Below are 22,700 nucleotides of genomic sequence, written 5' to 3' on the forward strand. Positions count from 1 at the left end.
ACGACGTTGATTGGCTTGCCTTTGCAGCAGGCAGCGGGTAATGGCGCGCAGTGCGGCGGCTGAGTCTGTTGCATATTTAGCAACGGCCCCTGTTCAGGATGCCACACGCTGGTCGGCGAGGTTTCGCCCACCGGCGTTTTTCGCGTTACGCGAAAATGGCATGCTTTCAAGGGCATGGTGATGGGAACTGGGCGTGTTCGATAGTCTTTCAGACCGGCTTGGAGGCGTGTTTGACCGCCTGCGTGGCCGCGGCGCGCTGCGCGAGGAAGACGTGCTGGCCGCAATGCGCGAAGTGCGCATCGCGCTGCTCGAAGCCGACGTTGCGCTGCCTGTCGTCCGTAGATTTATTGAGTCCGTTTCGGAGCAGGCTGTTGGTCAGTCGGTGCTCAAATCGGTCACGCCCGGCCAGCAGGTCGTCAAGATCGTCAACGATGCGCTGGTTGAGATGCTGGGCGGCGGGACCGCCGAACTCGATCTGAATGCTGCGCCGCCGGTCGTGATCATGATGGTCGGCCTGCAGGGTTCGGGCAAGACCACCAGCACCGCCAAGATCGCCAAGCTGCTGAAAGAGAAGCATGGCAAGAAGGTCCTGATGGCTTCGCTGGACGTCAATCGTCCGGCAGCGCAGGAACAGTTGCGCGTGTTGGGCGAGCAGGCGGGCGTGGCCACGCTGCCGATAATCACAGGCCAATTGCCGGTCGATATCGCAACACGCGCCGTGAATGCAGCCAAGCTGCAGGCCGTGGACGTGCTGATGCTCGACACTGCAGGCCGCCTGCATGTTGATGCGGCGTTGATGGACGAGATGAAGGCGGTTTCCGCTGTCTCCGTCCCGAAGGAAACGCTGCTCGTTGTCGACTCATTGACCGGGCAGGATGCGGTCAACGTGGCGCAGTCGTTCTCGGGCGAAGTGAACCTGACCGGCGTGGTGCTGACCCGCATGGACGGCGATGCGCGCGGCGGTGCGGCGCTTTCGATGCGTGCGGTTACCGGCAAGCCGATCAAGTTTGCAGGCACCGGCGAAAAGCTGGACGCGATTGAACCGTTCCACCCGGAACGTGTTGCGGGCCGCATCCTTGGCATGGGCGACATCGTCTCCATCGTCGAGAAGGCAGCGGCAACGATTGACGCTGAAGACGCCGAGCGGCTGGCGCAGCGCATGTCGAAGGGTCAGTTCGACATGAACGACCTGCGCAGCCAGTTGCGGCAGATGCAGAACATGGGCGGTCTTGGCGCGCTGGCGGGCATGATGCCGGGCATGAAGAAGGCCAAGGCGGCGATGGCGCAATCGGGCATGGATGACCGCGTGCTGCTGCGCATGGACGCGATCATCGGTTCGATGACGCCCAAGGAGCGCGAAAAACCCGAACTGCTCAACGCCAAGCGCAAAATTCGCGTGGCCAAGGGTTCCGGCACGCAAGTGCAGGACGTGAACAAGCTTCTGAAAATGCATCAGGAAATGGCCAAGGCCATGAAGCAGATCAAGAAGATGGGCGGCCTGAAAGGCCTGGGCGCGCTGTTCGGCAAGGGAGGACTTGGCGCTGCCATGCCGGGGCTGGACCAGCAGATGGGGCCCGGAGGCCTTGGTGGTATGGGCGGTGGCGGCATGAGCGGCTTGCCCGGGCTGGGTTCGGGCGGTCTGCCTGGCAACCTTGGCGACCTGCTCAAGAAGAAATGAGTTTTGCAATTTTCGTTTTTCGGTTTGATTGAAAGGTAGTTCACATGTCGGTTTCTCTCCGTCTTTCGCGTGGTGGTTCGAAGAAGCGCCCGTATTACAAGGTCGTCGTTTCCAACAGCCGCGCCCCGCGCGATGGCAAGTATCTGGAGCAGGTTGGCACCTACAACCCGCTGCTCGCCAAGGATGACGAAAACCGCGTGCGTCTGGTCGAAGATCGCGTGCGTTACTGGCTGGGCGTTGGCGCACAGCCGACCGACCGCGTTGCCCGCATGCTCGACAAGGCCGGGATCAAGGAGCGCAAGGCTACGCTGAACCCGAACGCTGGCGTCCCCGGCAAGAAGGCGCAAGAGCGCGCTGAAGAAAAGGCTGAAAAGGCCCGTGAAGCTGCTGAAGCCGCTGCTGCTGCATCGGCTGCTCCGGTGGTTGAAGAAGTTGCTGCTGAAGAGGCTCCTGCCGCTGAAGTCGCTGCTGAAGAGCAGACGGAAGCCTGATCTTGCGCGACCTGTCTGTCACGCTGGCCGCTGTCACCGGCGCGCACGGCGTGACCGGCGAGGTGCGCTTGAAACTGTTCGGAGACGGCGCGGGCGCTTTAAAGCGCTACCGCGCCTTCAACGATTCTGCGCTGACGGTTGTGTCCATGCGCGATGATGGCAAAGGCGGCGCGATTGCCCGCTTTGCCGAAGTGGCGGACAGGACCGCAGCGGAAAAGCTGCGCGGCACGGCGCTGACTGTGCCAAGGGCATCGCTGCCCCCGCTGGCGGAGGGCGAATATTATTATGCCGATCTGATCGGGCTGCCGGTGGTTTCGACCGAGGGTGAAGCGCTGGGCGAGTGCATCGCGGTCGACAACTTCGGCGCAGGCGACGTGATCGAAGTGCGCAAGCCCGACGGCAAGAAGTTCATGGTGCCGATGAAGGCGCAAGCGGTTCCGGAATGGACCGACGAGCGGATTGTGATTGAAGCGAGCTGGGTGGAGTAGTATATACATTCCGGCTATACGGAGTGTGTGATGAGCTACTGTCGGTGGAGTGACGGCGATCTCTATGCCTATCGCGGCGCAGACGGCTTCCATGTCCATGTTACAGGGCCGGTGATGGTCGCAGGCAAAGTGCGTGAACGTTACGTTGAACCTTCAGCGCAGGCCCTGTTGGCGCGCGTTTTGTGGTTGGGCGAGCAGGGGTGCGATTATCCTTGGGATGCGTTGCGCTGGCTCAAGGAAGATGTCGTAGCTGAGGTTTCCGAAAAGGAATTGGCGCAATGAGCGAGGAATTCCGGGGCAAAGTCTTCCGGTCGGGCAACTCTGTTGCGTTGCGCCTGCCAAAGGGGCTCGGCATTGCCGAGGGCACCGAGGTCCGCATGGTCAAGGAAGAACATGCAGGCTTCCGGGTAGAGCCGATGGAGCCGACGCAGCGAAAGATTGATGTGAGCGGCTTTGCTGGCAAGGCACCTTGGTTGAAACCATTGCCCCCGCAATTGCGAGAGTTTGAGGAGCGTCCTTCTACAGTGGCTGCGCTCAAACGGCTTGAGGACGAGCTGGGGGATGCGGGCAGGTGATCCGTTTCTTGATTGATGCGGACAGTTCAATTTACGCGATGGTTGATGCAAAGTCTCCGGTAAACCAACGGATTGGTGAGTGTGCGCCCGGAGAAATTGCGATTTCTGCGATCAGCTTCTCAGAGATAGCGCTCGGCACACAATTGCAGAAGCCGCCTCCGCCAAAGGTTCTGTCTGCGTTTTTAAAGGCTATTCCGATTCTGCCTTACGACGATGCAGCCGCGCGGGAATACGCCAAGCTGCCGTTCAAGCGGGCGCGATTTGATCGGTTGCTGGCGGCCCATGCCTTGAGCATTGGAGCGACCGTGGTGACGAACAACGTAGGCGACTTTGCTGACGTGCCGGAGTTGATGGTTGAGAACTGGACGGTTTGATGGAGCTGTTTCTTGTTGTCCTGCTACTTCTGCCTCCAGTTTTCGCGACGTGCGTTCTCGCGTTACCGGTTGCGGGAGCATGCCGGCTACTTATTGGCGCTGGCTGGCTACGTCGGCCTTGGCAATTCATGCTCCTTTGCCCGGTGCTGATGGCGTCCTATCCAGCTTGGTCAATACGGGCAGATCAGGTTCGAACCGCGGCCTGCATCGCTGCAAATGGACCGCAACAATTAATGTGTACCGGCGAGCTTGGCGGCTTGTTCATGAATGCTCTCCGTTGGGGATCGCTTTTCTGCAGTCTAATTGCCGGTCCGTTTTTAGGGCGATATCTCGCTCGCCGCTGGCTGAAGCCACGAAATGAGGCTCAATGACCTTCGCCGCCACAGTCCTTACCCTCTACCCCGAAATGTTCCCCGGCCCTCTGGGTGTCAGCCTTGCGGGGCGGGCGCTGGGGGAGGGGAAGTGGTCTATGGATCCGGTGCAGATCCGCGATTTTGCCATCGACAAGCACAAGACCGTTGATGACACGCCGGCAGGCGGCGGGGCCGGGATGGTTCTGCGGGTGGATGTGCTGGCCAAGGCTATTGATCATGCGCGCGAGGCGCATCCGGGCAACCCTGTTATTGCGCTCACACCTCGGGGCAAGCCTCTGACGCAGGAGCGGGTTCGGCAGCTTGCCGAGGGGCCGGGCGTGATCCTTGTTTGCGGACGGTTCGAGGGGTTTGACGAGCGGATTTTTGCCGGCCGCGAGGTTGAGGAAGTCTCAGTCGGAGACATCGTCCTGTCGGGCGGCGAATGTGCGGCGTTGATGCTGCTGGATGCTTGCATTCGGCTGCTTCCCGGCGTAATGGGCGCGGCTTCTAGCGGGCAAGAGGAGTCGTTCGAGAACGGTCTCCTTGAATACCCGCATTATACCCGACCTGCTGAGTGGGAAGGGCGCACGATCCCTGAAGTGCTGCGATCGGGGGATCATGCGAAGATCGCGGCTTGGCGCAAGTCACAGTCCGAGATCGATACACGGTTACGCAGGCCGGACCTTTGGGAGCGTCACATCGGCGCTCGGGTCCAGTCTGCCTCTGACGCGCAGCGTGAAGTGCAGGACGTTAAAAAATGAACCTGATTCAGCAGCTTGAAGCTGAAGCCATCGCCGAATACAAGGCGAAGAAGGAAATTCCCGACTTCCGCGCAGGCGACACCGTGCGCATTGGCGTGCGCGTGGTTGAAGGTGAGCGTACCCGCGTTCAGGCCTACGAAGGCGTGTGCATCGCGCGTTCGAACCGTGGCCTCGGTTCGAACTTCACCGTTCGCAAGATCTCGTTCGGCGAAGGCGTGGAGCGCGTGTTCCCGCTCTATTCGCCCAATATCGATTCGATTACCGTCGTGCGCCGTGGTGTCGTGCGTCGTGCGAAGCTGTATTATCTTCGCGGCCGCACCGGCAAATCGGCACGTATTGCAGAGCGCAAGGTCACCAAGGCCTGAGCCCAAAGGGCCTGATCGCCGCAACACGGCTAACGTGTTAAAAAGGCGTCCCGGCTCAGAGCCGGGGCGCCTTTTTGCGCTTTCAAGCACAACCTTTTCGGGCCACCTAGGCGCATCTTGGATTTGCCCGGGAACTATCGCCGGGCCAAAGGACACCGACAACTCATGCGTCACGTCTGCCTGCTTGCCGCCTGCGCACTTTCAACCCTCATTGCTGCGCCTGCGCTTGCCCAACGGGAACCATCGATGACCACTGCTGTGCCTGCTGAAGCCCCTATTCAAGCGACGAGCCTGACTTTTGAACGGGTGTTCGCCAGCCCCGGCCTGAATGGCCCCGCGCCGCGCGCGGTGAAGCTTTCGCCCGATGGGCGCTATCTGACGCTGCTGAAGAACCGCGCTGACGACCGTGAGCGGTATGATCTGTGGGGCTTTGACCGGCAGACCAGCGAATGGAAGATGCTGGTGGATTCGCTCAAGCTGTCCTCGGGGCGGGAATTGTCCGAGGCGGAGAAGATGCAGCGTGAGCGGCAGCGCATCGGCGATCTGAAGGGCATCGTTTCCTATGAATGGGCCGCCGATGGCAAATCGGTGCTGGTGCCGGTGGATGGCGAATTGTTCCTCGCAGGCCTCGACGGTTCAGTGCGCAAAGTTGAGGGCACCAAGGGTGGAGAACTGACGCCCAAGCTGGGGCCGAAGGGCGAACATATTGCCTTTGTGCGCGACCGGCGGTTGTGGGCCGGGCCGGTGACGGGAACTGCGCAGGCGATCACGCCAGAAGAGACGAACGCGGATGTCCATTGGGGCGAGGCCGAGTTCGTGGCGCAGGAGGAAATGAACCGCTTCAACGGGTTCTGGTGGTCTCCCGATGAAAAGCGCATCGCGGTGGAGCGCTTTGACGAGAGCATGGTGGGCGTGGTCACGCGCACGGCCATCGGCGCAGAGGATACGCGCACTTACCAGCAGCGCTATCCGGCGGCGGGCACGCCCAACGCCGAGATTTCGCTGTGGGTGATGGGGCCGGATGGATCAAACCGGGTGCAGGTGGATCTGGGGGCGGATAAGGACATCTACCTCGCCCGTGTGGACTGGGCGCCCGATGGCAAGACGCTCTACGTGCAGCGCATGAACCGCGAGCAGACGGTGCTTGATATGCTCAAGGTCGATCCGGCCACGGGCAAGGCGAGCGTGCTGTTCACCGAGAAGGCTGCGGACAAACACTGGATCGATCTGTCGGACAGCTACCGGTTCCTGAGCGACGGCAGCCTGATCTGGTGGTCGCAGCGCGATGGTTTTGGGCACCTTTATCGCCTGAAGGGTGGCAAATGGAGCCAGTTGACCAAGGGCGACTGGGTGGTGACGGGGCTGGTGGGCGTGGATGAGAAGGGCGGCAAGCTCTATCTTACCGGCACCAAGGACGATGTGCTTGCGCAACAGGTCTATGCGATGGATTTGAACGCGCCGGGGCGGCTGACGCGGATTACCGAGCCGGGCTGGGTCAACAATGCCAGCATGGACCGCACCGGGCAGACGCTGATGATCAGCCGCGCTTCAGATGCGCAGCCTGCGCAGTCCTACATCGCGGACACCACCGGCAAACGACTGGCGTGGATCGAGGAGAACAAGGTGGCGGGCGCGCATCCTTATGCGCCGTATCTGGCCAGCCATCGTCCGGCGCAGTTCGGCACGATCTCTGCGGCAGACGGCACACCGCTGCATTACATGATGATTACGCCGCCGCTGGAGGCTGGGAAGAAGTATCCGGTCTTCACCTACCACTACGGCGGGCCGACTGCGCAAGTGGTGACCAAGGGCTTTCAAGGCCCGCTGGCACAGGCGATTGTCGACAAGGGCTATATCTACTTCGCCATCGACAATCGCGGGTCTGACAATCGGGGCGTGAAGTTCGCCTCGGCGCTGCACCACGCGATGGGTTCGGTCGAGGTGGAAGACCAGCTGGCCGGGGCCATGTGGCTGAAGCAGCAGCCGTTCGTGGATGCGGACAAGATCAGCACCTTCGGCTGGTCCTATGGCGGGTACATGTCGATCAAGATGCTGGAGGCCAATCCGGGGGCCTATGCGGCGGGCATTGCCGTGGCGCCGGTGACCAAGTGGCAGCTTTACGATACGACCTATACCGAGCGTTATCTGGGTGATCCGGGCAAATTGCCGCAGGTCTATGAAAAGGCGAACGCGCTGGCCGATACCGGCAAGATCAGCGATCCGCTCCTGATCATCCACGGCATGGCCGATGACAATGTGGTGTTCGAAAACGCCAGCGCGATCATCGCCAAGATGCAGGGCGAGGCGGTGCCGTTCGAGATGATGCTCTATCCCGGCTACACCCACCGCATTAGTGGGCCGAAGGTGAGCAAGCACTTGTATGAGACGATTTTCCGCTTCCTTGACCGCAATGGCGCAGGGAGCGGGAAGTAGCCTCACTTCATGGGCCTAAAGCCCAAAACACTTGGCTGGTTGGCACCAGCCGCTAGGACACAGGCCGACTGTCTGAATGGGCGGGCCGCTGGAAGGGAATGACAATGGGTTACCGGGTTGTAGTTGTCGGCGCGACGGGGAATGTGGGCCGCGAAATGCTCAACATCCTTGCCGAGCGTGAGTTTCCGCTGGACGAAATCGCCGCCGTGGCATCGCCGCGTTCGCAGGGCACCGAGATCGACTTTGGCGAGACGGGCAAGAAGCTCAAAGTGCGCAACATCGAGAACTTCGATTTCACCGGATGGGACATTGCGCTGTTTGCCGCAGGGTCTGGCCCGACCGAAATTCATGCGCCCCGCGCGGCGGCTGCGGGCTGCGTGGTGATCGACAATTCGTCGCTGTACCGCATGGACCCGGATGTGCCGCTGATAGTGCCAGAGGTGAACCCCGACGCCATCGACGGTTACAAGAAGAAGAACATCATCGCCAATCCCAACTGCTCCACCGCGCAGATGGTGGTGGCACTCAAGCCCTTGCACGATGCCGCCACGATCAAGCGCGTGGTCGTGGCCACGTACCAATCGGTTTCGGGCGCGGGCAAGGATGGCATGGACGAGTTGTTTGAACAGACCCGCGCCATTTATATGCCGCAGGGCGAACTGGGCGCGCCGAAGAAGTTCACCAAGCAGATCGCGTTCAACGTGATCCCGCACATCGACGTGTTCCTTGACGATGGATCGACCAAGGAAGAGTGGAAGATGGTGGCCGAAACCAAGAAGATCCTTGATCCCAAGATCAAGATTTCGGCCACGTGCGTGCGCGTGCCGGTGTTCGTCGGCCATTCCGAAGCGCTGAACATCGAGTTCGAAAAGGAAATCAGCGCCGAGGAAGCGCAGAACATCCTGCGTGAAGCGCCGGGCGTGATGCTGATCGATAAGCGCGAGAACGGTGGCTACGTGACCCCGATCGAATGCGTGGGCGATGATGCGACCTATGTCAGCCGCGTGCGCGAAGACCCGACCGTGGACAGCGGCCTGTCGCTGTGGTGCGTTTCGGATAACTTGCGCAAGGGTGCTGCGCTGAACGCGGTGCAGATCGCCGAACTGCTCGGCCGCCGTCACCTGAAGAAGGGCTGAGTCCACCATGGCAGAGGCATCGCCTGAATTCTTCCCCGGCTTCGATGGCGCACAATTGGCGCTGCACCGGATGGGAAGCGGAAGGCCGGTGGTGCTTCTGCATGGGCTGTTCTCCTCGGCTCATGTCAACTGGATCAAGTTCGGCACGGCGGCAAAGTTGGCGGCGGCGGGTTTTGAATGCCTGATGCCGGATTTGCGCGTGCACGGGCACAGCGCCGCGCCGCATGATCCGGCGGCCTATCCGAAGGACGTGCTGGCGCGCGATGTGGAAGCATTGGTGGCGCATCTGGGGCTGACCGATTTTGATCTGGTCGGCTTTTCGCTGGGATCGCGCACGGCTGCGCGGGCGGTGATTGCCGGGATGCAGCCGCGCAAGCTGGTGCTTTCCGGCATGGGCCTGCAGGGGCTGGCCGGATGGGCCAAGCGGCAGGATTTCTTTGTCGATGTGATCGACCGGTTTGGCACGATCAAGCGGGATGATCCGGCCTATTTCGCGCAGCAATTCCTGAAAAGCATGGGCACAGACCGCGTGGCTGCGCGGCTTTTGCTTGGGGCCAATGCCGATACCGATCCTGCAGAACTTGGGGCGATCACCATGCCCACGCTGGTGCTGTGCGGCGATCAGGACAATGACAATGGTTCAGCAGAAAAGCTGGCAGAGATTTTGCCCGATGCGCGCCTTGCGCTGATTCCCGGCACGCACATGAGCAGCGTGACGATGCCGGAGCTTGGGGACGAATTGGTCGCGTTTCTGACCTCCTGACGCCATCTTGCTGAAATTTTCTTTGGCGGGTTGACCGGGACGGTTTCAAGAGTAACCAGCAGCCATGCGTTTGGCGCCCGGTTTGCGGCGCTGAAACATCGCCTCTGGGAGACCTTAAGATTATGAAATCGCTTGTATCCAGCTTGGCTTTGGCCACAGCCATGGTTGCTTCACCCGCCCTTGCGCAAAACGCGCCTGCTGACGCTGGCAAAGTATCAGACTGGGTCAAACAGGCTGAGGCTGAGATCCTGGCCAATTCCTATTCCACATCGCGGGCCAACTGGATCTACGCAACCAACATCACCGATGACACGGAATCGCTGGTGGCAGAGGCCAATGCGGCCAGCACGGCGATGTCGGTGGCACAGGCCAAGCAGGCGGCGGAATATGCCAAGGTCGCCGGGCTTTCGCCAGAGGTGGCGCGCAAGCTCGTGATTTTCCGCACGCAGATTACAGGTCCCGCCCCATCTGCCCCCGGCGCATCGCAGGAATTTGCCACGCTTCAGGCCGGACTTGAAGGCATTTACGGCAAAGGCATGGGCACGCTGAGGGGCCAGCCGATCAATGGCAGCGACATCGAAGAGGCGATGGGCACCAATCGCAATCCTGATGAGCTGAAGGAGATGTGGGTCAGCTGGCACGACAATGTCGGCAAGCCGATGAAGGCAGACTATGCCAAAATGATCGGCATCGGCAATGCGGGGGCGAGTGAACTGGGCTTTCCCGACATGGGCGCGCTGTGGCGGTCGAACTATGACATGCCGCCGGAAGAGTTTGCCGCGCTGACCGAGAAGATCTGGAACGAGGTCAAGCCGCTTTACAACCAGCTGCATTGCTTCACCCGCATGAAGCTGAACGAAAAGTATGGCGATGCAGTGCAGGCCAAGACCGGCCCGATCCGCGCCGATCTTCTGGGCAACATGTGGGCGCAGGAATGGGGCAATATCTATGATGTGGTGGCACCGGCAGGGGCAGGCAACATCGGCTATGACGTGGGCGAGTTGCTTAATGCCAAGGGCTATGACGCGATTCAGATGGTGAAGGCGGGTGAGGGGTTCTATTCCTCGCTGGGCATGGCCCCATTGCCGCAGACCTTCTGGCAACGCTCGCAATTCGTGAAGCCGCGCGACCGCGATGTGGTGTGCCATGCCTCGGCCTGGGACCTCGACAACAAGGACGACCTGCGCATCAAGATGTGCATCAAGGTGAATGGCGATGATTTCGTCGTCATCCATCACGAGCTTGGCCACAACTACTACCAGCGCGCCTATAACAAGCAGGATGCCCTCTATCTGAATGGCGCGAACGACGGTTTCCACGAGGCTATCGGCGATTTCGTGGCGCTCTCGATTACGCCAGAATATCTGGTGCAGATCGGCCTGCTAGACCGCGCCAAGGTTCCTTCGGAAGACAAGGATACTGGCCTGCTGTTGCGTCAGGCGATGGACAAGATCGCCTTCCTGCCGTTCGGTCTGCTGATTGACCGCTATCGCTGGGACGTGTTCAGCGGCAAGATTACGCCCGCCGATTACCAGAAGGGCTGGGATGCGATGCGCATGCAGTATCAGGGCATTGTGCCGCCCGCCGCGCGCCCGGCCGATGGGTTTGATGCTGGCGCGAAGTATCACGTGCCCGCCAACGTGCCTTATACGCGCTATTTCCTTGCGCGGGTGCTGCAATTCCAGTTCTACGAAGCTGCGTGCAAGCAGGCTGGCTGGAAGGGGCCGCTGCACCGTTGCAGCTTCTATGGCAACAAGGAGGTTGGCGCGAAGCTGAACGCGATGCTGGAGATGGGCGCTTCGAAGCCTTGGCCAGACGCGCTGGAAGCCTTCACCGGCAGCCGCGAGATGAGCGGCAAGGCGATGATCCGCTACTTCGCCCCGCTGACCAAATGGCTGGCAAGCCAGACCAAGGGCCAGTCCTGCGGCTGGTAAGGTCGCCAGCCTCACATACCTTTTTTCATAACCCGCTCAGAGGCTCTTGCCGGATCGGTTCGTTGGTGGCAGCTTGCTAAAACAACGAACGGGCCGGCAAGAGCTCTCTCGGGAATGAAGATGCAATGACGATCAAAGGCATGCTTGCGGCATTGGCCGTAAGCGTTCTGGTCCCTTCGGCAGCGAATGCGACCACGGTTTCCGCCATAAAGCCCGATGGGGTGGCAGAAGCGCTCAAAAACCTCGGTTACACGGCAGAGCTGGCCAAGGACGCCAACGGCGATCCTCTGATCAATGCCGACATCGGCGGCTGGCAGGCGGCGTTGATGTTCTATGAATGCAACGCAAAGACCCATGACGGGTGCCAGTCTCTGCAATTCGTGGCCAATTTCACCCCAGAGAAAAAGTTTACCGCCGAAGATGCGGTGCGCTTTAACCGCAACACGCGCTTTGCCTCGGTCTCGCTGGGCAAGGATGATGCGGTGATGATGACGTGGGACGTGGTGACCGGCAAAGGCATCGACCTTGAGGTGTTCTCGAACTCGGTCGATATGTTCCGCAGCGCGATGGACACGCTGGGCACCGAAGTATTCAAATAAGCCTGAATTATAACGGACGCTGCCCCGCTCTGGCCACCCCGGAGCGCTGGGCAGAACTCGGCAATCCGCAAGCAGGGCTAGCTGCTACGGATTGCCTCTTCTTTTGGGGGCACTGGTAAGACCGCGTGGCAAGCACTGCATACACAAGTCCGCTTATGCTGAGCTTGTCGAAGCATGGCATACAAACTTGTGCGGGCACCCTTCGACAAGCTCAGTGTGAGCGGGGTTTTACGTGGGTATCGCCGCCTTACCGGAACGGCGGTTCATTGAATGCGCGCAGTTTGCGGCTGTGGAGGCGGTTGCCTTCTTCGCGGAGCAGGGCGCAGGCGGTGGTGCCGATGGCGAGGTGGGCGGCAATGGCTTCTTCGTAGAAGCGGTTGGCCTGTCCTGGCAGCTTGATCTCGCCATGCAGCGGCTTGTCCGAGACGCACAGCAGCGTGCCATAGGGCACGCGGAAGCGGTAACCTTGGGCAGCGATGGTGGCACTTTCCATGTCGATCCCCACCGCCCGGCTGAGCGACAGACGGCGCGCGGAGTGCGTGTAGCGCAGTTCCCAGTTGCGATCGTCGGTCGTCACGATGGTGCCGGTGCGCATGCGCTTTTTCAGGTCAGTGCCGCCTTCGCCAGAGACGAGTTCAGCGGCCTGCTGCAGCGCGACCTGCACTTCGGCGATGGCCGGGATCGGGATTTCAGGTGGCAGTACCGGATCAAGCACGTGATCATCGCGCAAGTAGGCGTGGGCCAGCACATAATCGCCAATCTTCTGCGTGGGGCGCAGGCCGCCGCAGTGGCCGATCATCAGCCATGCTTCGGGGCGCAGGACGGCGAGGTGATCGCAGATGGTCTTGGCATTGGACGGCCCGACGCCGATATTGACCAGAGTGATGCCTGATTTGTCTGGCGCGACAAGGTGATAAGCTGGCATCTGGTGCCGCCGCCACGCCGTGTCTGACAGGCGCGCGCGGGCGTTTTCCGTCCGCGCGTCGAGCGACAGGCCGCCAGCTCCGGTTAGCGCAACATATTGATCGCCATCGATCTGAAGGCCTGCCCAATCCACGAATTCATCGACATAACGGTGATAGTTGGTGAACAGGATGTATTTCTGAAAATCCTCGATCCGCGTGCCGGTGTAATGAGCGAGGCGCGCGAGGCTGAAATCGGTGCGCAGACCATCAAACAGCGACAACGGCATCGGGCCATCGCCCAGATTGTATTCCCCATCGGCAATCTCATCGCCAATATGGGCAAGATCGGTTGCGGGGAAATGCTTGGCGAGTTCCTGCGGGCTAACCATGCCGATCTGCGCGCCATAGGCCCCGTCGAGCACGTAGGGGAAGGGCATTTCCTGCCGGGAGCGGCCTACTTCGATCCGCACATTATAGGATGAGCTTATCAGTTCGATCTGTTCGGCCAGATAATCTGCAAACAACACCGGGCGCGTTACGGTGCAGGCGTAATCGCCGCGCTGAGTCAGGCGGCCAAAGGCGCGGCCAGTGGATTCGTTGCGCGGATCATCATCAAGCCGGATGCGCAATTCCGGGTAGCAATAGCTGCCATCATGACGCTTGTTGATCGACGGGGGCGTGCCGGTGTTGGCGTAAATCGCAATATCTTCGCGAAGCAGGGCCACAGCACTGTCATAGACACGGGTGAGTTCGGAAAGGATCGTTTCGGTTTTTGCCATCGCAGCAGGTGTAGCGTGCGTTTGTTTCGCTGGAAAGAAGGGCCCAACGAAAAAGGGGCGCCCCGAAGGACGCCCCTGAATCTCTCTCGCAAAAAGGAAAGCCTCAGGCTTCCGCTTCTGCTTCCTCGCCACCGTCCAGCATGTCGGCCGAGATTTCGCCCGGTTCGGCATTGGGATCGTAGGCTTCGGTAAAGCCGCCAACTTCGGTGTCGAACATGGCGTCGATGACGTTGACACCCTTCGACTGCAGTTCGGCTTCGTCGGGCGAACGCGCCACGTTGACCTTGACGGTCACGGACACTTCGGGGTGCAGCGAAACCTTGACGTCATAGACGCCAAGCGTCTTGATCGGGCGTTCCAGCACGATCATCGACTTGTTCACCTTGGCACCCAGTGCGATCAGGCCGTCGGCGATGTCGCGGACGGAAACCGAACCATAGAGCTGGCCAGCATTGGATGACGCGCGGATGAGCACGACTTCCTTGCCTTCAACGTTGCCGGATTCACCCTTGGCGTCTTCGCGACGTGCGGCGTTATCAGCTTCGATGCGGGCGCGGTTGGCTTCGAAAACCTTGCGGTTGGCGTCGTTGGCGCGGAGCGCCTTCTTGTTGGGCAGCAGGAAGTTGCGGGCATAGCCGTCCTTGACGGTCACTTCGTCGCCGATGGCGCCCAGCTTCTCGATGCGCTCGAGCAGGATGATCTGCATGATGTGCGCTCCTTACTTCACGATGTAGGGCAGGAGGCCGATGTGCCGGGCGCGCTTGATCGCCTGACCCAGCTCACGCTGCTTCTTGGCCGAGACGGCCGTGATGCGCGACGGAACGATCTTGCCGCGCTCGGACATGAAACCCTGAAGCAGGCGCACATCCTTGTAGTCGATCTTCGGCGCGTTCTTGCCCGAGAACGGGCAGCTCTTGCGGCGGCGGAAAAACGGACGGGCCATCTCTTATTCCCCTTCGCGTTCGCGACGGCGAGTACGCTCGCGGTCGTTCTTGCGCATCATCACCGACGGGCCAGCTTCGTGCTCGTCAACGCGGACGGTCATGTAGCGGATCACGTCTTCGTTGATCTGCGTCTGACGCTCAAGCTCGAGAATGGTCGAGCCGGGCGCTTCGATGTTCAGCAGAACGAAGTGTGCCTTGCGGTTCTTCTGGATCTTGTATGCCAGCGAACGGAGGCCCCACGTCTCGGTCTTCACGACCTTGCCGTTGTTGCTCTCGACGATTTCAGTGGCTGTGGCAGCAAGCACATCAACCTGAGCCTGGCTCAGATCCTGGCGCGCCAGAAACACATGCTCGTAAAGCGGCATGCTTTTGCGTCCTTATCTCAATAACCGATCGCTGGCTGATCCGCGGGATTGCGGGGCCCCTCCGGCTTTCTTCGTATTCACAGGCCAGATGCCGGTGAAGGGGCGGCGCTTAGCGATTCTGGGGCGGAATGCAAGGAAGAACTTGGGTTTCTATGGTGCCGCTGCGGATGGGGGCGGCGCCTTGCCCGGTGCTTGGGTCAGCGGCGCACCGCAAAACAGAGCCGCGGTTAGCCGGGTTTTTCGCGCAACAATATAGCTCGCAATGGACAACAGCAGAACGGCGGCTGATGCGATGATCCACTGCGCTTCTGCTGGCAAGGGCATGGCGCGGACTTGCTGCAGCACCAGCATCGCCCAGACAAGGTGGAACAGATAGATGGCGAGCGCACCATCGACGAAGAATGTGACGATGCGGTTTTGCTCGTGCACGACCTTGGCCAACAGGCGAAACAGCGCGAGCGACATTAGATAGGCCAGCGGCAATTCCAGAGCGCGCAGGATCAGCGTGCCTGCAAGATCAGGGTAGATTTCCTTGCCCAGAGCCGGGCGTAGCAAAGGATCGAGGGGCAGATAGGGGACCGCCATCAGCACGATGCCCGGAATGATCCAGCGGCTGCGAAGGGCAAAGATCTGCGCGCCAATCCGGGCATGCCATGCGGCTACGCCCAGAGCAAAGCCGGCAGCATGGAACACGAACTGCTGCCACAGCAGCGTTTCGATCGGCGCATTCGGAATGGGCGGGACTTGCTCTGTCGCATAGCGGACAAGGCCCCAGGCCCCGAGCAACGCCAGCAACAACAGGCTTTGCGGGCCTTGCAGCAGCATTGCCCGGCACGTGCGCTCGCCGGGAGTGATGGCTCTGGCCGGTATGGCTGCATAGATCGCGCAAAAGCCAAGCAAGACGAGCAGAAACCACAAGTGATCCAGTGCCAACGGCAGGCCAAGGAAGAGCGGTGAAGGCTTGTGCAGCAACCGGTCCTGCAATTGGAACTGAAGCGCCCCCAACGTCAGCAGGCTCGCCACGAACGGCAGGCCAAGCCGCCGCGTCCGTTCGGCCAACCACGCTCGCGTGCCTTTGCGCTCGCGGATCATGGCTGCGAAAAAGCCTGCCAGCATGAAGAACGCGAACATGCGGAAAATGTGCGTGACTGATGCCCAGCCGCCGATCAGCAGCGATTGCTGAAAGTTTGTGGCCGCCGGTTCGCTTTCAAAAATGGCCTTGGTCGCCACATGGAAGGGCAGGCCAAGCAACAATAATGATGCACGCGCGGCATCAAGGTGGTGCAGGCGGGAGGTTGGCGCGACCATGTGCGGCCCCTAGAGGCTTTTCGCCGACGATAGAAGAAAAGAAGGATGGGAACCAATTTCGGCAATAAACGCTGCGGACTTGCGCTTCACGGCGGCTTCCCGCAAATCGGCTGTCTGATCGCGAACCCCTTCAAGGATTTCTCACCCCATGCCCACCGGTCTTGTCGCCCTGCTCGACGACATCTCCGTTATCGCCCGCGCCGCTGCGGCTTCGCTTGACGATGTCAGCGCAGCCGCCGCCAAGGCCGGATCAAAGGCGGCAGGCGTGGTGATCGATGATGCGGCAGTAACGCCGTCTTACGTCACCGACTTCACCCCTGATCGCGAACTGCCGGTCATATGGCGGATTGCCAAAGGCAGCCTGTTCAACAAGCTGGTGATCCTGCTGCCGGCAGCGCTGCTATTGAGTGCCTTTCTTCCGGGTGCAATCACGCCGATCCTGATGGCTGGCGGTCTTTTCCTGTGCTTCGAAGGCGCTGAAAAGGTGCTGGAAAAGCTCGGTGGTGAAAAGCATGGCGAAACACTGGAAGATCAGCCAACCGATCTTGCTGCCTTTGAAGAGCAGCGCGTTTCAGGCGCGGTGAGAACCGATCTGATCCTTTCGGGCGAGATCATGGCGATCACGCTGGCGGATTTGACGGGGCAGACCATTTTCCAGCAAGGCGTGGTCCTTGCCATCGTTGGGATTGCCATCACGGCGATTGTCTATGGCGCGGTTGGTTTCATCGTTAAGATGGACGACATTGGCCTCAGCCTTGCCAAGAAGTCCTCGGCAACCGCACGCTCGGTCGGTGCGATGCTGCTGAAAGCCATGCCGGTCCTGCTGACAGTGCTGGCCACGGTTGGAACGCTGGCAATGCTTTGGGTGGGCGGCCAGATCATTCTGCACGGGGCAGAGGAACTGGGCCTGCATGGTCCGGCAGATGTTGTTCACGCAGCTCAACACGCTGTCGAAGCAGTCACCGGGCCTTTGGCGGGCATTCTCGGATGGCTGACCAACGCAGTGCTGTCGGCGATCGTGGGCCTGATCCTTGGCGGGATCGTCGCATGGATAGTGCATGTCATCGCGAAGGCGCGTGGCTCGCACTGACGCCTGCCGTGCACCGGTGCGGTGTCAGGCAGCGTGGCGCACGGGATGTGATTTGGGCGCTGCCGCTTCGCGGTAATGCTTGATCGCAAATTCGCTGACGAGGTTTTCGAACACGTCATCGTGCAACGGGCGTTCGAATTCGAGCCCACTGACCTTGTCACGGCTCCAAACGACAAATGCCAGCTTGGGCTGAAGGCCCGGTAGCATCAGGTAAAGCGGCTCATCGATGCGCAATTTCTCCAGGCCTTCGATGCGTGCACCATAGGGATTGAGGTCTTTGAGGATGACCGTTGACCGCTGCGTGCCGCGTTTGCAGCGCACCGGCAGTTCTATTCCAACCCGCGCAACGCGGCGCTTGGCTTCACTGTCTGCGTTTTCGCTGTCGATCCACATGGCCAATCCTCCACTTGTGTTAACCACAAGCATTAGGACGGTTTAACCCACAAAAGTTTAAGGGGCGCTAACCGCGTGGAACGAAAAATCTTCGCGCATTGTGCAAGCGTGTCCGCTGTCTTTGCATCTGCCCCGGCCTATCCAATTGCGTTGGATCAACGCGGCTGGTGCGCGCAGCGTTAGAACGCCTGTCAGAAGATCCAGCAGTTTCAGGAGATCGGACGATGACAGCCCCTACGCTTGCCGAGCTTGCGCCCCGGAAACAGTACAACACCCGCGATGGGCTGGTGCTCGACGTGCGCCCCGCCTTTGCCGAAGATGAGGCGCTCCTTGAAGAGTTCTTCGACAAGGTCAGCCCCGAAGACCGCCGGTTCCGTTTTCTGGCCGCCAGCAACCACGTGGGCCATAGCCAACTGGCTCCTCTGACGCATGTCGATCACTGGCGCACGGAAAGCTTTCTGGCTTTCGATCAGGCCGATGGCGCATTGGCTGCTTCGGCGATGCTGGCCTGCGATGCCGCCATGGACACTGCGGAAATTGCCGTATCGATCCGCAGCGACCTTCGCGGGCGCGGGGTGGGCTGGGCCATGCTTGATCTGTTGGCCGATGCGGCGCGTGATCGCGGCGTGAAGCGCGTGATCTCGATCGAGGACCGCGACAATCACGCGGCCATCGAACTGGAGCGCGAAAAAGGCTTTGTCGCGCATGGCATGGATGGCGATCCGCACCTGATCATGCTTGAAAAGACTTTCTAAACCCGCCGCAGCAGGTCGCGCGCGAAGAGCGACAACGTATCATCGCGCGCGCCCATCACGACTATGCGGTCACCCGGGCGGGCAAGCGTGACGATGCGGTCGGCGCAATCGGCGCGGGCAGGGACGTGTTCGGCATTCCCGCCATGTTCGCGGATCAGGCTGACGATGCGTTCCGACCCCACCGACCGGTCCACCGTGCCGCCGAAATAGACCGGATCGCACAGGATCGTCATGTCCTCTGCCCCAAGCCGTGTGGCCATGACCTCGGCCAGTTCGTGCCCCATCTGCCGCAATGGGCCATAGCCGTGCGGCTGAAAGAACGCGATCACGCGGCCGGGATGGGCCTTCAGCGTGGCGAGGGTGGCGGCGACCTTCTCGGGGTTATGGCCGAAATCGTCGATCACAGTCACGCCGGCTGCAGAAGTGCCGACAATATCGAACCGGCGCGCCAATCCGGCAAAACCGCCAAGGTGCCGCACCGCATCGGCCATGGGCAGGCCAGCCGCATCGGCCGCTGCCAGTGCTGCAAGCGCATTGGCCAGATTGTGCCGCCCCGGCACCCTGAGCGTGAGCGCATGGCGCGCAGCGCTGCGCCGGTCGATTACTTGCGCGCAAATCGTGGTGGGGCCTTCGTTTACAGAGCCATCCTCAACCGAAATCTGCGCTTGCGGGCCAAAACCGAAGGTAACCGCCTGTTGCGCGCGCCCGATCAGCACCATGCTTTCGGCATCGTCGGCATTGACCACAGCGGCACCAGCACGCGCGAGAAAATCGCCAAACAATTCGCGCAGTTCCTCAAGACTCTTGTGATCAAGGCTGACATTGTTGAGCACCGCCACGGCAGGATTGTAGAGCGCAATCGATCCGTCGCTCTCGTCGACTTCCGAAACGAAAGCCGCGCCCGCGCCGACCCGCGCCGAGGCAAAGGGCGCATCATCGGCGACGAAGTTCTTCATCACCGCGCCGTTCATGATCGTGGGATCGCGCCCCGCTTCGGTCAGGATCCAGCCGATCATGCCGGTGACGGTGGATTTGCCGCTGGTGCCGCCCACCGCAATGCCCTGTGGCGCGGCGTTGAACAGCGCTGAGAGCAGCTGCGCACGGCTCATCCGGGCACAGCCAAGCTCCTTTGCACGCACGACCTCTGGCACCGTGTCTTCAACCGCAGCGGATGCGACCAGCACTTGCGCAGATGATGTGATGCCTGAACCATCCTGCGCAAACAGCTTGAATCCAAGGCTTTCCAGCCAGGCAAACTTTTCCGGCGTACGGCCCTGATCGCGGCTGCGGTCAGACCCGGCCACGTGCGCGCCCAGACCGCGTAGGATCAAGGCCAGCGGCAGCATCCCCGATCCTCCGATTCCGCAGAAGAACCAGTCTTGATTTGCCAGGGCTGCAGGCGAAAGCATGATGTCGTCAGTCATTCCTGTTCGGTATGCGCCCGCGCTGCAGGTGACAACCTTCGGATTGCCGCTTTCACCCGATGCGCGAAAGCGGCTAGGGGTGGGCGATGACCCGTCGCATCGCCATCTGCGCCCCCTCAACGCCCTTCACGCGTGACGATGCCGCCCGCGTCAGCGCGCTGGCTGAGGCCGAGTTTCCGCAGCTTCAGCTTGAATTCCATGAGCAATGCTTTGCCAGCGAAGGCCACTTTGCCGGGCCTGATGCGCTGCGGCTTGGCGCCTTTGTGGAATGTGCGAATGATCCTGCGTTTGACGCAGTGTGGTTCGCGCGCGGCGGCTATGGCGCAAACCGCATCGCGATGGACGCCATCACGCGGCTTGAGCCTGCGGCTAGTGACAAGCAGTATCTGGGCTATTCCGATGGCGGCATCTTGCTGGCCGCGCTCTATCGTGCGCGCATCGGGCGGCAAGTTCATGCGCCGATGCCCACGGACATCCGCCGCGCAATGGGAGAGGCTGCCATCCGGCGCACGCTGGGCTGGCTGGCGGGCTCGCGCGAGGGATTGGAGCCATCGCTCACCGATGACCGCCCAGCCGCTGCGTTCAATCTGATGACGCTCGCCATGCTCTGCGGCACGCCGCTGCTTCCCGATCTGGCTGGCCATGTCGTAATGGTCGAGGAGGTAGCCGAATACCACTACGCCGTTGACCGGTTGTTGTTTCACGTAACCCACGGCCTTGCCCCGGTTGGGATCGCGGGCCTCCGGTTGGGCCGGGTTAGCGATGTGCCCGAAAACGACCGCCCGTTTGGCTGCGAGCCTGAGTCCATGGCGGAACATTGGTGCGCGCAAACGGGCATTGCCTATCTTGGATCGGCCGAGATTGGCCATGACATCAAAAATCGCATCGTGCCGTTCGGTCTTGCATGACGTGCAGCGCCGGAATAGGGCGCGCCACCGCTAATAAGGGTAGCCGACAAGGGCGGGGCAGCAGGAGAATTTGATGCGAGCGTTCGTTTTCCCGGGGCAAGGCAGCCAGAAGGTCGGCATGGGTCTTGAACTGGCCCAAGCCAGCGCTGCAGCGCGCGAAGTGTTCGAGGAGGTGGATGAGGCGCTGGGGCAAAAGCTCTTCCAGATCATGAAGGAAGGCCCGGAAGACGTTCTGACGCTTACCGAAAATGCCCAGCCTGCGATCATGGCCAATGCCATTGCCGTGCTGCGCGTGCTTGAGCGTGAGGGCGGGATTACGCTCGCTGAAAAGGCCGATTTCGTCGCCGGGCATAGCCTTGGCGAATATACCGCGTTGTGTGCGGCAGGGGCGTTCAGCCTTGCCGATACGGCCCGCCTTCTGAAACTGCGCGGGCAATCGATGCAGGCAGCGGTGCCAGTGGGCGAAGGCGCGATGTGCGTGCTGCTGGGGGCCGACATTGATAAGGCGACTGCACTTGCAGAAGCTGCGGCTGAGGGTGAGACATGCACGGTTGCCAACGATAACGATCCCACGCAGGTGGTACTATCGGGCCACCGCGCCGCAATCGAACGGGCCGTGGCCATGGTCAAGGATCATGGCATCAAGCGCGGTATGCTCCTGCCGGTGTCCGCACCATTCCACTGCCCGCTGATGCAGCCAGCCGCCGATGCGATGGCTGAGGCTTTTGAGAAAACCCCTCCCGGTCCTTTGCGCATCGCCCTTTTCGCCAACGTCACCGCTTCGGTGGTGACTGACCCCGCCGAAGTCCGGCGACTCCTTGTCGAACAGGTCACCGGCCGCGTCCGCTGGCGCGAAACCGCCATCGCCATGAAGGCCGCAGGCGTAGAACGCGTGATCGAACTGGGCGGCAAAGTCCTGGGCCCCATGATCACGCGCTCGGTTACCGACGTCGCAGTCACTAGTATAATCGGCATGGCCGATATCGAAGCCATTCTGAAGGAGCTCTGAGCCTATGGAAAACCGCCTTTTCGACCTTACCGGGATGACTGCCCTTGTGACCGGTGCAGCTGGTGGCATTGGTTCTGCCATCTGCCACGCGCTAGCGCAGCAAGGCGCGCGGTTGGCGCTGTCGGGGACCAATCCTTCGAAGCTGCGCAGTTTTCGCGAGGAGTTGAACGACACTTACGGGCACGACCACGTTGAGATCACGTGCGATCTTTCGAACACCGAGCAGGTCGAACATCTTGTGCCCGCCGCGATGGATACGCTGGGCAAGCTCGATATCCTCGTCAACAACGCCGGAATCACGCGCGATAACCTTGCCATGAGGATGAAGGATGATGAATGGGATGCGGTGATCCGCGTGAACCTTGAAGCTGCGTTCCGCCTTATGCGCGCGGCTACCAAGCCGATGATGAAGGCGCGGTTTGGCCGCATCGTTTCGATCACCAGCGTGGTGGGAGCCACTGGCAATCCGGGGCAGGTCAACTATGCCGCCGCCAAGGCAGGGCTCGTCGGCATGTCAAAGTCGTTGGGGCAAGAGCTTGCCACCCGCGGCGTGACCGTGAACTGCGTGGCGCCCGGCTTCATCCGCACCGCGATGACCGATGTTCTGCCTGATGGCCAGAAGGACGCGCTCAACGCCCGCATTCCGATGGGCCGCATGGGCGAAGGTTCTGATATTGGCGCGGCGGTGGCCTTCCTTGCTTCCAAAGAGGCCGGTTACGTCACCGGGCAGACCCTGCATGTCAACGGCGGCATGGCGATGCTGTCCTGACGGGTGCTGGATGCGGCCCCCTAAGCCGAAATCGGGGCCGTTATCCCCAACTTAGGCTGCAATGGCAGGAGCAGCGCTTGCCGAGCAGCGGCGCTGCGTTA

At 61.0% G+C, this 22,700-nt stretch carries 25 protein-coding genes; 18 read left to right on the plus strand and 7 right to left on the minus strand.

Annotated elements, in window-relative coordinates; all coding sequences use genetic code 11:
• Nucleotides 1–193: 193 nt before the first annotated feature.
• The 13 genes from ffh to AC2A1F_RS03205 all read left to right on the plus strand — a co-directional run bounded on the left by ffh (nucleotide 194) and on the right by AC2A1F_RS03205 (nucleotide 11,950).
• Nucleotides 194–1,678: a signal recognition particle protein gene (gene ffh, locus AC2A1F_RS03145; RefSeq protein ID WP_484207303.1), complete on the plus strand. Its 1,485-nt coding sequence runs from the start codon at nucleotides 194–196 to the stop codon at nucleotides 1,676–1,678.
• A 44-nt stretch (nucleotides 1,679–1,722) separates the two neighbouring features.
• On the plus strand, nucleotides 1,723–2,169 hold the full coding sequence (rpsP, locus tag AC2A1F_RS03150; RefSeq protein ID WP_484207304.1) for a 30S ribosomal protein S16: 447 nt from the start codon (nucleotides 1,723–1,725) through the stop codon (nucleotides 2,167–2,169).
• 2 nt (nucleotides 2,170–2,171) lie between these two features.
• Nucleotides 2,172–2,657, plus strand: a complete 486-nt coding sequence (rimM, locus tag AC2A1F_RS03155; RefSeq protein ID WP_484207305.1) for a ribosome maturation factor RimM — start codon at nucleotides 2,172–2,174, stop codon at nucleotides 2,655–2,657.
• A gap of 30 nt (nucleotides 2,658–2,687) precedes the next feature.
• Nucleotides 2,688–2,939, plus strand: coding sequence for a hypothetical protein (locus AC2A1F_RS03160; RefSeq protein ID WP_484207306.1), 252 nt, complete (start codon nucleotides 2,688–2,690; stop codon nucleotides 2,937–2,939).
• A complete protein-coding gene (locus tag AC2A1F_RS03165) occupies nucleotides 2,936–3,232 on the plus strand; it encodes an AbrB/MazE/SpoVT family DNA-binding domain-containing protein (RefSeq protein ID WP_484207307.1) in 297 nt (98 codons plus the stop codon). The genes AC2A1F_RS03160 and AC2A1F_RS03165 overlap by 4 nt, the downstream gene beginning before the upstream one ends.
• Nucleotides 3,229–3,606: a PIN domain-containing protein gene (locus AC2A1F_RS03170; RefSeq protein ID WP_484207308.1), complete on the plus strand. Its 378-nt coding sequence runs from the start codon at nucleotides 3,229–3,231 to the stop codon at nucleotides 3,604–3,606. The genes AC2A1F_RS03165 and AC2A1F_RS03170 overlap by 4 nt, the downstream gene beginning before the upstream one ends.
• A gap of 367 nt (nucleotides 3,607–3,973) precedes the next feature.
• On the plus strand, nucleotides 3,974–4,720 hold the full coding sequence (trmD, locus tag AC2A1F_RS03175) for a tRNA (guanosine(37)-N1)-methyltransferase TrmD (protein WP_484207309.1): 747 nt from the start codon (nucleotides 3,974–3,976) through the stop codon (nucleotides 4,718–4,720).
• The gene (rplS, locus tag AC2A1F_RS03180; protein ID WP_484207310.1) at nucleotides 4,717–5,085 is read left to right on the plus strand and encodes a 50S ribosomal protein L19; all 369 of its coding nucleotides are present in this window, start codon (nucleotides 4,717–4,719) and stop codon (nucleotides 5,083–5,085) included. Before trmD ends, rplS begins: the two co-directional genes overlap by 4 nt.
• A gap of 165 nt (nucleotides 5,086–5,250) precedes the next feature.
• Complete coding sequence (locus AC2A1F_RS03185) at nucleotides 5,251–7,518, plus strand: S9 family peptidase (protein ID WP_484207311.1); 2,268 nt, start codon at nucleotides 5,251–5,253, stop codon at nucleotides 7,516–7,518.
• Between the two features lie 104 nt (nucleotides 7,519–7,622).
• Nucleotides 7,623–8,654, plus strand: a complete 1,032-nt coding sequence (locus AC2A1F_RS03190) for an aspartate-semialdehyde dehydrogenase (protein ID WP_484207312.1) — start codon at nucleotides 7,623–7,625, stop codon at nucleotides 8,652–8,654.
• Between the two features lie 7 nt (nucleotides 8,655–8,661).
• Nucleotides 8,662–9,417 carry an alpha/beta fold hydrolase gene (locus tag AC2A1F_RS03195; protein ID WP_484207313.1) on the plus strand — a complete coding sequence of 252 codons (756 nt, stop codon included), beginning with the start codon at nucleotides 8,662–8,664 and terminating at the stop codon, nucleotides 9,415–9,417.
• Nucleotides 9,418–9,539: 122 nt separating this feature from the next.
• On the plus strand, nucleotides 9,540–11,351 hold the full coding sequence (locus AC2A1F_RS03200) for a M2 family metallopeptidase (RefSeq protein WP_484207314.1): 1,812 nt from the start codon (nucleotides 9,540–9,542) through the stop codon (nucleotides 11,349–11,351).
• Nucleotides 11,352–11,476: 125 nt separating this feature from the next.
• Nucleotides 11,477–11,950: a YbjN domain-containing protein gene (locus AC2A1F_RS03205; protein ID WP_484207315.1), complete on the plus strand. Its 474-nt coding sequence runs from the start codon at nucleotides 11,477–11,479 to the stop codon at nucleotides 11,948–11,950.
• 247 nt (nucleotides 11,951–12,197) lie between these two features.
• Here AC2A1F_RS03205 and AC2A1F_RS03210 read toward each other — a convergent pair whose 3' ends face one another.
• The 5 genes from AC2A1F_RS03210 to AC2A1F_RS03230 all read right to left on the minus strand — a co-directional run bounded on the left by AC2A1F_RS03210 (nucleotide 12,198) and on the right by AC2A1F_RS03230 (nucleotide 16,251).
• On the minus strand, nucleotides 12,198–13,715 hold the full coding sequence (locus tag AC2A1F_RS03210) for an AMP nucleosidase (RefSeq protein ID WP_484208157.1): 1,518 nt from the start codon (nucleotides 13,713–13,715) through the stop codon (nucleotides 12,198–12,200).
• Nucleotides 13,716–13,737: 22 nt separating this feature from the next.
• Nucleotides 13,738–14,340: a 50S ribosomal protein L9 gene (rplI, locus tag AC2A1F_RS03215; RefSeq protein WP_484207316.1), complete on the minus strand. Its 603-nt coding sequence runs from the start codon at nucleotides 14,338–14,340 to the stop codon at nucleotides 13,738–13,740.
• 12 nt (nucleotides 14,341–14,352) lie between these two features.
• The gene (gene rpsR / locus AC2A1F_RS03220; protein ID WP_169492015.1) at nucleotides 14,353–14,577 is read right to left on the minus strand and encodes a 30S ribosomal protein S18; all 225 of its coding nucleotides are present in this window, start codon (nucleotides 14,575–14,577) and stop codon (nucleotides 14,353–14,355) included.
• 3 nt (nucleotides 14,578–14,580) lie between these two features.
• On the minus strand, nucleotides 14,581–14,943 hold the full coding sequence (rpsF, locus tag AC2A1F_RS03225) for a 30S ribosomal protein S6 (RefSeq protein WP_292627791.1): 363 nt from the start codon (nucleotides 14,941–14,943) through the stop codon (nucleotides 14,581–14,583).
• 150 nt (nucleotides 14,944–15,093) lie between these two features.
• Nucleotides 15,094–16,251 (minus strand): acyltransferase family protein, encoded by a 1,158-nt coding sequence (locus tag AC2A1F_RS03230; protein WP_484207317.1) that lies wholly within the window; start codon nucleotides 16,249–16,251, stop codon nucleotides 15,094–15,096.
• A 148-nt stretch (nucleotides 16,252–16,399) separates the two neighbouring features.
• Between AC2A1F_RS03230 and AC2A1F_RS03235 the strand changes: the two genes are divergently transcribed.
• Nucleotides 16,400–17,341, plus strand: a complete 942-nt coding sequence (locus AC2A1F_RS03235; protein WP_484207318.1) for a DUF808 domain-containing protein — start codon at nucleotides 16,400–16,402, stop codon at nucleotides 17,339–17,341.
• A gap of 24 nt (nucleotides 17,342–17,365) precedes the next feature.
• Here the strand turns inward: AC2A1F_RS03235 and AC2A1F_RS03240 are convergent, their stop codons facing one another.
• Entirely contained in the window at nucleotides 17,366–17,734 is a 369-nt protein-coding gene (locus AC2A1F_RS03240; RefSeq protein WP_484207319.1) for a hypothetical protein, read from the minus strand.
• A 224-nt stretch (nucleotides 17,735–17,958) separates the two neighbouring features.
• On the opposite strand from AC2A1F_RS03240, the gene AC2A1F_RS03245 reads away from it, so the two are divergent.
• A complete protein-coding gene (locus AC2A1F_RS03245) occupies nucleotides 17,959–18,489 on the plus strand; it encodes an N-acetyltransferase family protein (protein WP_484207320.1) in 531 nt (176 codons plus the stop codon).
• Here AC2A1F_RS03245 and AC2A1F_RS03250 read toward each other — a convergent pair.
• Complete coding sequence (locus tag AC2A1F_RS03250) at nucleotides 18,486–19,913, minus strand: glutamate ligase domain-containing protein (RefSeq protein ID WP_484207321.1); 1,428 nt, start codon at nucleotides 19,911–19,913, stop codon at nucleotides 18,486–18,488. The two genes, AC2A1F_RS03245 and AC2A1F_RS03250, sit on opposite strands and share 4 nt — an antisense overlap.
• A gap of 86 nt (nucleotides 19,914–19,999) precedes the next feature.
• Here AC2A1F_RS03250 and AC2A1F_RS03255 point away from each other — a divergent pair, with 86 nt between their 5' ends.
• From AC2A1F_RS03255 to fabG, 3 genes are all read left to right on the plus strand, one after another.
• Complete coding sequence (locus AC2A1F_RS03255) at nucleotides 20,000–20,821, plus strand: LD-carboxypeptidase (protein WP_484207322.1); 822 nt, start codon at nucleotides 20,000–20,002, stop codon at nucleotides 20,819–20,821.
• Nucleotides 20,822–20,894: 73 nt separating this feature from the next.
• Complete coding sequence (gene fabD / locus AC2A1F_RS03260; protein WP_484207323.1) at nucleotides 20,895–21,830, plus strand: ACP S-malonyltransferase; 936 nt, start codon at nucleotides 20,895–20,897, stop codon at nucleotides 21,828–21,830.
• 4 nt (nucleotides 21,831–21,834) lie between these two features.
• Nucleotides 21,835–22,599: a 3-oxoacyl-[acyl-carrier-protein] reductase gene (gene fabG, locus AC2A1F_RS03265; RefSeq protein ID WP_484207324.1), complete on the plus strand. Its 765-nt coding sequence runs from the start codon at nucleotides 21,835–21,837 to the stop codon at nucleotides 22,597–22,599.
• Nucleotides 22,600–22,700 lie beyond the last annotated feature (101 nt).

The sequence above is a fragment of the Novosphingobium sp. HNCC26BN242 genome, from assembly GCF_057180525.1.

What these genes read in the sequence shown, in the direction of transcription:
- AC2A1F_RS03245 (WP_484207320.1), top strand. Translation starts at nt 17,959, where the DNA reads ATGACAGCCCCTACGCTTGCCGAGCTTGCGCCCCGGAAACAGTACAAC.
- AC2A1F_RS03235 (WP_484207318.1), top strand. Translation starts at nt 16,400, where the DNA reads ATGCCCACCGGTCTTGTCGCCCTGCTCGACGACATCTCCGTTATCGCC.
- AC2A1F_RS03230 (WP_484207317.1), bottom strand. Translation starts at nt 16,251, where the DNA reads ATGGTCGCGCCAACCTCCCGCCTGCACCACCTTGATGCCGCGCGTGCA.
- AC2A1F_RS03165 (WP_484207307.1), top strand. Translation starts at nt 2,936, where the DNA reads ATGAGCGAGGAATTCCGGGGCAAAGTCTTCCGGTCGGGCAACTCTGTT.
- fabG (WP_484207324.1), top strand. Translation starts at nt 21,835, where the DNA reads ATGGAAAACCGCCTTTTCGACCTTACCGGGATGACTGCCCTTGTGACC.
- AC2A1F_RS03205 (WP_484207315.1), top strand. Translation starts at nt 11,477, where the DNA reads ATGACGATCAAAGGCATGCTTGCGGCATTGGCCGTAAGCGTTCTGGTC.
- fabD (WP_484207323.1), top strand. Translation starts at nt 20,895, where the DNA reads ATGCGAGCGTTCGTTTTCCCGGGGCAAGGCAGCCAGAAGGTCGGCATG.
- rplI (WP_484207316.1), bottom strand. Translation starts at nt 14,340, where the DNA reads ATGCAGATCATCCTGCTCGAGCGCATCGAGAAGCTGGGCGCCATCGGC.
- rpsF (WP_292627791.1), bottom strand. Translation starts at nt 14,943, where the DNA reads ATGCCGCTTTACGAGCATGTGTTTCTGGCGCGCCAGGATCTGAGCCAG.
- rpsR (WP_169492015.1), bottom strand. Translation starts at nt 14,577, where the DNA reads ATGGCCCGTCCGTTTTTCCGCCGCCGCAAGAGCTGCCCGTTCTCGGGC.
- rpsP (WP_484207304.1), top strand. Translation starts at nt 1,723, where the DNA reads ATGTCGGTTTCTCTCCGTCTTTCGCGTGGTGGTTCGAAGAAGCGCCCG.
- AC2A1F_RS03255 (WP_484207322.1), top strand. Translation starts at nt 20,000, where the DNA reads ATGACCCGTCGCATCGCCATCTGCGCCCCCTCAACGCCCTTCACGCGT.
- rplS (WP_484207310.1), top strand. Translation starts at nt 4,717, where the DNA reads ATGAACCTGATTCAGCAGCTTGAAGCTGAAGCCATCGCCGAATACAAG.
- AC2A1F_RS03240 (WP_484207319.1), bottom strand. Translation starts at nt 17,734, where the DNA reads ATGTGGATCGACAGCGAAAACGCAGACAGTGAAGCCAAGCGCCGCGTT.
- AC2A1F_RS03200 (WP_484207314.1), top strand. Translation starts at nt 9,540, where the DNA reads ATGAAATCGCTTGTATCCAGCTTGGCTTTGGCCACAGCCATGGTTGCT.
- AC2A1F_RS03185 (WP_484207311.1), top strand. Translation starts at nt 5,251, where the DNA reads ATGCGTCACGTCTGCCTGCTTGCCGCCTGCGCACTTTCAACCCTCATT.
- AC2A1F_RS03190 (WP_484207312.1), top strand. Translation starts at nt 7,623, where the DNA reads ATGGGTTACCGGGTTGTAGTTGTCGGCGCGACGGGGAATGTGGGCCGC.
- AC2A1F_RS03195 (WP_484207313.1), top strand. Translation starts at nt 8,662, where the DNA reads ATGGCAGAGGCATCGCCTGAATTCTTCCCCGGCTTCGATGGCGCACAA.
- trmD (WP_484207309.1), top strand. Translation starts at nt 3,974, where the DNA reads ATGACCTTCGCCGCCACAGTCCTTACCCTCTACCCCGAAATGTTCCCC.
- AC2A1F_RS03160 (WP_484207306.1), top strand. Translation starts at nt 2,688, where the DNA reads ATGAGCTACTGTCGGTGGAGTGACGGCGATCTCTATGCCTATCGCGGC.
- AC2A1F_RS03250 (WP_484207321.1), bottom strand. Translation starts at nt 19,913, where the DNA reads ATGACTGACGACATCATGCTTTCGCCTGCAGCCCTGGCAAATCAAGAC.